Annotated in this window: 2 protein-coding genes; both read right to left on the bottom strand. The window is 70.4% G+C overall.

The window, feature by feature from the left end; genetic code table 11:
• Positions 1-426, bottom strand: a 426-nt coding sequence (locus H6A15_RS10610) for an ATP-binding protein (protein ID WP_204673629.1), incomplete at its 3' end; no start/stop codon positions are given.
• On the bottom strand, positions 423-1,658 hold the full coding sequence (istA, locus tag H6A15_RS10095) for an IS21 family transposase (protein WP_204673628.1): 1,236 nt from the start codon (positions 1,656-1,658) through the stop codon (positions 423-425). The genes istA and H6A15_RS10610, both read right to left, overlap by 4 nt.
• Between the last annotated feature and the right edge of the window lie 153 nt (positions 1,659-1,811).

Genomic DNA, 1,811 nt, shown 5'->3' with positions numbered 1-1,811 from the left:
GCAGTCCATGAACCTCACCTCGCGCCCCGCCCGCACGGCCTCGATGCCGATGGCCACGGCGAGGTGGGTCTTGCCCACGCCCGGGCTGCCGACGAGCAGCACGTTCTCGGCGCGCTCTATGAACCTGAGCGTCGCGAGCTCCTCGATGCGGGCCCTCGGGACGCTCGGCTGGAAGTCCCAGTCGAAGTCGGCGAGCCCCTTCACGTAGGGGAAGCCCGAGGAGCGTATGCGCTGGCGGACGATCCTCGCCTCGCGGGCGGCGACCTCGACGCGGGTCATCTCCTCGAGGGCGGAGCAGAAGTCGCGCTCGCCCGCGGACACCATGCGCACGTAGTCCGGCAGCGAGGCCGCCATCTCGTGGAGCCCGAGCGCGGAGAGGTTGTCCCGCGCCCTGATCGAGGGGCTCGCCTCGGCGACGGCGCTCACTCGCCACCGCCCCCTCCGAGCGCGTCGAGAAGGTCCAGGTTGGCGCGGGCGGCCGCGCGTATGTCGCCGTCCGCCCAGCGCTTGCCGTCGAGCGCCTCCATGTAGTGCTCCTCCCGGTAGACGATCGGGCCGGCGGCCTCCGCGGCGTCGTGCACGGCCACCTCCTCGCCGCCCATGCGGACCCTCACCTGGCCACCGGGCATGGCGACGACGGTGACGCGCCTGCCGATGCAGCGCCTGGGCACCGACCACTGGCGCCCCGCCGCCCTCACGAGCATCGTGGGCGGCACGGTCTGGACGCTCACATCGCCGACCATGGACTGCAGGAGCCGGGCGTTGCCGATCGGCCTGAGCGACTCCTTCTCCCGCATGAACAGGGCGCTCGGCGGCAGGCCGGTGGTCTCGTTGGGCTCCTCGTTGCTTCTGAGCTCTATGCGCGCGACGCACTCGAGGAGGCCCTCCCAGCCGGTGAACTCGCCCTCGTAGGCGCGGAGCCTGGAGAGGAAGCGGTTCGCGCTCTCGTCCTTGCCCTTCGTCTCCGGCGTCCCGGGGCGGCAGAGCACGAGCCTGAAGCCCGCCTCCTCGGCGAACCTCCACGCGCGCTCGACCTTCCGCCTCCTGCCCCCGGAGAAGGCCACGAGGGCCGACATGTTGTCGGTGACGCACTCCTCGGGGATGCCGCCGAAGGTCAGGAAGGCGTCCAGCAGGCACGCGAGCAGGTCGTCCGTGGTCCTCGACCTCGTGGGTATGAAGCGGTGCCTGCGGGAGTGCCCGAGCGTGCCCGACCACACGTTGAACTCGAGGACCTCGCCGTTCGCGTCGGCGAGCCTGACGTCCTCCTTCCAGTCGAACTGCAGCTGGCGGCCCGGCGGCGTCTCGAAGCGCGGGTGCGCCTCCGGGGAGGGGGAGCCGAAGGCGACCCCCTGCCTGCGGCACCACGCGGTGAACGCCCCGTAGCCGGGCAGCGGCGGGTCGTTGTGCAGGTGCAGCAGCATCTCGTGCACCCCCTTCTTCGTCGCCCCGGGCAGGACGGCCTTCGCCTCGACGATCGGCCGCACGCGCTCGAACGCGCTCTCTCGGTCGGACCTGCGGTCCTCCACCTCGCCGCCCTCCCTCCAGTACTTGGCCACGGTGTGCCGGTCCAGGCCGTGCCTCCTCGCTATGTCGCTGAAGTTCGGCTTGGTCCCGGCGGCCCTGTGCATGCTCAGCTCGCCCATCACGTTCCTCTCCATCCGCGCTCCTCCCGAAGGGTCCCGATCCTCGGTCGGAGCATATCCTCGTTTGCGAACATGGTGAAAATGCGTTAGCGCGGATGGCGGGTTTCCGTTAGCACGGACGGCGCGAAGCGTTTGCGCGAGTGGTTGTTTTTACATTAGCGGTATCAC

Source organism: Enorma phocaeensis, assembly GCF_016901575.1.
In the GTDB taxonomy this organism is placed as follows: domain Bacteria; phylum Actinomycetota; class Coriobacteriia; order Coriobacteriales; family Coriobacteriaceae; genus Limicola; species Limicola phocaeensis_A.
Note: the sequence above shows the minus strand (reverse complement) of the source record. Positions and strands in the feature narration are given on the sequence as shown.